At 71.8% G+C, this 4,656-nt stretch carries 4 protein-coding genes; all 4 read right to left on the bottom strand.

The genetic code is table 11. The annotated features are described in order from the left end of the window. The coding region (locus Q0112_RS10900) for a glycoside hydrolase TIM-barrel-like domain-containing protein (RefSeq protein WP_297975114.1) at positions 1–2,921 on the bottom strand (2,921 nt) is incomplete at its 3' end. Beyond that, positions 2,921–3,379, bottom strand: a complete 459-nt coding sequence (locus Q0112_RS10895; protein WP_297975110.1) for an NlpC/P60 family protein — start codon at positions 3,377–3,379, stop codon at positions 2,921–2,923. The genes Q0112_RS10900 and Q0112_RS10895, both read right to left, overlap by 1 nt. Then, entirely contained in the window at positions 3,354–4,244 is an 891-nt protein-coding gene (locus Q0112_RS10890; protein ID WP_297975107.1) for a DUF2163 domain-containing protein, read from the bottom strand. Before Q0112_RS10890 ends, Q0112_RS10895 begins: the two co-directional genes overlap by 26 nt. After that, on the bottom strand, positions 4,244–4,656 hold a 413-nt coding region (locus Q0112_RS10885; protein ID WP_297975104.1), incomplete at its 5' end, for a DUF2460 domain-containing protein. The genes Q0112_RS10885 and Q0112_RS10890, both read right to left, overlap by 1 nt.

The following is a 4,656-nucleotide window of genomic DNA, read 5'->3' as shown; positions in this document are numbered from 1 at the left end:
TACACGCCCGCCTCGATCCGGACGGCGCTGATCGTCCGGTGCCCCGCTTCCTCGATGCGATCGATGCGGAAGATGCCACCGTTCTCGTCGCCGCGCGGCGCGAAGATATCGCCCGGCGTAAGCCCCAGCCGCGACGGCGGCAGCGCGCAGGTCAGGCTGTCGCGCGCGACCCGTCCCTCGCTCAACGCCCGTTCCGCGATCGCCTTGGCCTGCCCTTCCGAGAGCACGACCGGCAGGGATGCCTGCTCGCTGCGCGGTTCCGCGGCATCGGGTGCCAGCGCCTCGACGGCACCCGGAACATAGTCCCGCTCCGCGCTGACGAAGCCGACCGTGACCCGCCCCGCCGTCTCGGCGGCGGGAGAGCGCGTCCGGGCGAGAACCGGATCGCGACCAACCGCGACCAGATCGTCCGCCGCGACCTCGACCGCCCGCGACCCGCCCCGGCTGGCGAAGGTGAGAGCGCCGCCCACCGCGAAACTGTCGAAGCCGTAGGCCAGCATCAGCGGCTGCAAGCTCTGCCGTCCGCTCTCGACCGACTCGATCATATATCCCGTCACGCCACCGTGGAGCCGCGACAGATCCGTCTCGCCCACCCCGGACCGCTGGCAGATCTCCGCGACCACCTCCGCGAGCGCGGCGAGGCTCGCCCGGCCGTTCAGCCAATGCCCGGTCTCATAGTTGTCGCCGTCGATCCAGGTCTCGAGCCGGTTCGGGAAATCCGGCCACGGCCGGGCATCCCAGGCCCAGACGTGCGCCCGGGACATGTCGACCATCCGCCCGCTGTAGACCGGCGAGAGGGGATTGTTCGCCGGGTCGTTCCAATGCGCGAACATCGCCTGCAGGTAGCGATGCTGGATGAAATCATCGCGCGACCCGTTCGAATGGTACGGAAAGAAGCTCTCGGACGACTTCGGATCGTGAAAGACATTCGGCTGGTTGGTGCCCTTGTCAACCGCCGGGCAGCCGAGTTCGGTGAACCAGATCGGCTTCGACCGCGGCTGCCAGGCCGTCGGCGCCCCCGCCTTGACCCCGCCGAGCCGGTTGACATGCGGCTTCGACCACCAGCTCACCAGATCCTTGTAGCGAAAGACCCAGTCCTCGCCATAGGCGCCGTCCCGGATCGGCAGGCGGTCCTGGGCCACGCGCCCGTCGGCATCGGCATAGTACCAGTGGTACCCCTCGCCGCCCGCCACGTTTCCCTTGAGATAGGCGAGATCGTAGATCGACCCCGCATCGGCGTCGGCGTGGTCCGCCCCATCCCGCCAGTCGGACAGCGGCATGTAGTTGTCGATGCCGACGAAGTCGATCTCGGGCGACGCCCAGAGCGGATCGAGATGGTAGAGCACGTCGCCCGACCCGTCCGCCGGCTGATGGCCGAAGTATTCCGACCAGTCCGCCGCGTAGCCGATCTTCGTGTCCGGCCCGAGGATCCCCCGCACATCCTCCGCCAGCCGGCAGAGCTCGCGCACCGCGGGATAGCCCGCCGCCGCATCGCGGATCTGGGTGAGGCTGCGCATCTCCGAGCCGATGCAGAAGGCATCGACACCACCGGCCAGCGCGCAGAGGTGCGCATAGTGCAGGATGAACCGCCGATACGACCATTCGGCCGGCCCGTCGTAGGCGACGGTCTCGCCGGACCGGCGGAAATCGCTCGCGCCCGCACGGCCGAAGAAAGCCGCGACCTCCTCGGCCGCCGCCGGCATCCTGTCGGTCGAGCCGGAACGGCCCGGCGCCCGCGCGAGGGTGATCCGCCCCCGCCACGGCACCGGCGGCTGCTCGGCGGCGCCCCAGGGGTCGGCAAGCCCGTTGCCCGCCTGGATGTCCATGAGGATGAACGGATAGAAGACCACCGACAGCCCGTCGGCCTTCATCCTGGAAATCGCCTGCAGCACGGACGCGTCGGCCGGCGTCCCGCCGAAGATCGGCCGTCCCGCGATCCGGCTCACCGCACGCGCGCTGCCCCGGCTCTGGCCCGACACGACCCAGCGCATCGGCCGGCCGTCCTCGCCGCGCTGCTCGACGGCCGGCCGCAGCGCGCAGCGGTCGCAGCGCAGATCGTCCCCGAACCAGGAAACCACCAGCGACACCGACCTGGCATTCGGGAGCTCGGCCGAAAGCTGGTCGAGCGAGGCCACGAGATCGGGGACGCCGCGATCGTTGTGGACGTTCAGGACGACGTTGTCGCCCTTGCCCCGCTTGAAGTGCACCTCCTCGGTCGCCAGCGCATACTCGCCGCAGCCCGGCACCAGCGCCACGCCCCGCACGTCGAGCGCCGGCGCCCTCGGCACCCCCGGCAGCCCCGCCGGCGGACGGCGAAAGACCTCGAAGTTGAGCTGCGGAATCCGGTTGCCGAACGGCGTCAGGTCGAGGTTCTCGATGACGACGTAGGCCGTCCCGCGGTAGGCGGGAGCGCCCCGTTCCAGCGCCTCGATCAGCGGATCGGGCAACTGGTCCTCGGTGCCGCGATGCAGCCGGAAGGTGAGTCCCTTCTGCTCGAGCGGCTGCCCGTCCGCCCAGATCCGCCCGATGCGGGACACCTCCCCCTCGCAGAGCGCCACGGCGAAGCTGACCGAATAGCTGTACTCGCGCACGGAGGCACCGCCGCCGCCACCCTTCCCGCCCACGTTCTCGGTATGCACCGACTCGAGGAACCGGCTCGACCAGATCATCTGCCCGGCCACCCGGTTGCGCCCGAAGACGCGCGGCAAGGGCGCGCCCTCGCTCGAGCCCATGACCCGGAAGCGCTCCACCCGGCCGGTCTCGACCGGCGCCGAGCCCGCGCCGAGCAGCCGCTGGTCGATCGCATTGCCGATCAGCGCCCCCGCGGCCTTGCCGAGCGCCATCGCGCCGATGCCGGCGAAGGAGCCTCCGACCGCCCCGCCCAGCGCCGAGCCCGCAGCCGCCAACAGCAGCGTCGCCATCACATCCCCCCTTCGGGAAAACGAAACACCCCGGCGACCCGCCGCGCCCACGCAGGGGTCAGTGGCGACTCGACGACCCCATGCCCGGAATAGGCATGGATCAGCGTCGGATGCCCGAGCGGCGAGCGGGCGAGGATGCCCGCATGCTTGGCCACCGCGCCCTCGCGCATCCGAAGCACGACGACGTCCCCCGCCCGCGCCGCCGCCCAGCTCGCCGCGACGAAATTCCGCCCGGCGGCCGCCAGCATCTCCTCGCTGCGGCTCGGCTCGGACCAGTCGGGGGTATAGCCCGGCACCGCCTCCGGCTCCGGCCCCAGCACCTCGCGCCAGATGCCGCGGATCAGCCCGAGGCAATCCGCACCCGCCCCCCGGCAGCTCGCCTGGTGACGATAGGGCGTGCCGATCCAGGCCCGGGCGCGGGCAACGATCTCCTCAGCCCTGCTGGCTTCCGCCGTCATGGGTCGCTCCCTCCTTCGGGTAGGCCGTCACCCAGTCGTCGCCGGGAATGTGCGGGAAGCCGCGGAAGTTGATCAGGTTGTCGAACTTCGCCCGGCAGGTCTCGGCCCGCTTGTCGCAGCCCGCCACGACCCGGAACCGGTCGCCCACCGCCGCACGCCGCCCCGGCTCCTGCCAGAGCGAGAGCCCGCGCAGCCCCGCCGCCCCGGCGAGGTCCGCCTTCACCGCCGCCTTCTCGCCGGCATTGGCACCGGTCAGCCAGAGCAGCGTCCCATGCTCGAACCAGCCGGCCGCGAACCCGCCGAGCCCGCTCGCCGAGAGCGAGGCCCCGGCGGCGCTCACCACCACGCCCTCGCCCGAGAAGCCTGGCCGGCCCGTGTCGAACCCGCAGCGGCCGTCGCCGAGCGCCCGGTCGCATGTCCTCAGGATCGACCGGCCGACCGGCGCGTTCAGCGGCTCGGCCAGCCCGCGCAGCTCCACCTCGAAGGCGCCGTCCGAACGGCGGATCTCGCCGAGCGTCCCGCGGAACATCAGCACCCGGAGCTCCGGCCGCTCCCAGTCCACCAGCCACTGGCGGACCTCCGCGCCGTCGTAGGCGCCGGCCCGGATATCCTCCTCGCGGATCGCCGCACTCGTCAGCGCGCCCACCGCCTGGGCGTTGTCGACGCTGAGGCCGGTCGCCGACTGCAGCGCAGTCGCGTCCATGCCGCTGCTCGCCCGGTAGATCACGCCCCCGAAGGCGAGATCCTCGTCGTGGTCGGTGAAGCCCATCTCGCTGCCGTCGCGCCGGCTCACCAGCCAGCAGCGGCAGAGCCGCGTCGCCCCGCCGTCGAGCCGCGCCTGCAGCTCCGGATCGATCGCCCGCATCAGACCCTGACCTCGATGACCGGGATCGACGGCACCTCGCCCGCCGCGAAGCCGGCGAGGCTCGTGGTGATCCGGTCGCTGTCGAAGCGCACCGGCACGTCGAACTCGAACCCCGCCGTCACCGGCGCCCCATCGGCCGGCGCCGCGGTCAGAAAAACCCGCCCCACCGTCACATCGACCGTGAAGGCCCCCGCCGCCAGGGTGACGCCCGACACCGCCACCCGCACCGTCCCCTCGACCGGCTTCCGGATCGGCCGCAGGTAGGACTGCGCCCCTGACCGGTAGGCCTTGCCGAGATCGAATGCCTTCGCCGCCCCGTCGCCCGTCCCGATCCGCTGGTCCGTGGCCGCTGGCGCCGCCGAGGGCGCGCAGGACTTGAAGTCCGTCCAGACCTTCCAGCGCAACCCGTAGA

It is taken from the genome of uncultured Amaricoccus sp. (genome assembly GCF_937858865.1).
In the GTDB taxonomy this organism is placed as follows: domain Bacteria; phylum Pseudomonadota; class Alphaproteobacteria; order Rhodobacterales; family Rhodobacteraceae; genus Amaricoccus.
The sequence above is the reverse complement of the archived record's forward strand: the minus strand, read 5'-3'. Positions and strand labels throughout refer to the sequence as shown.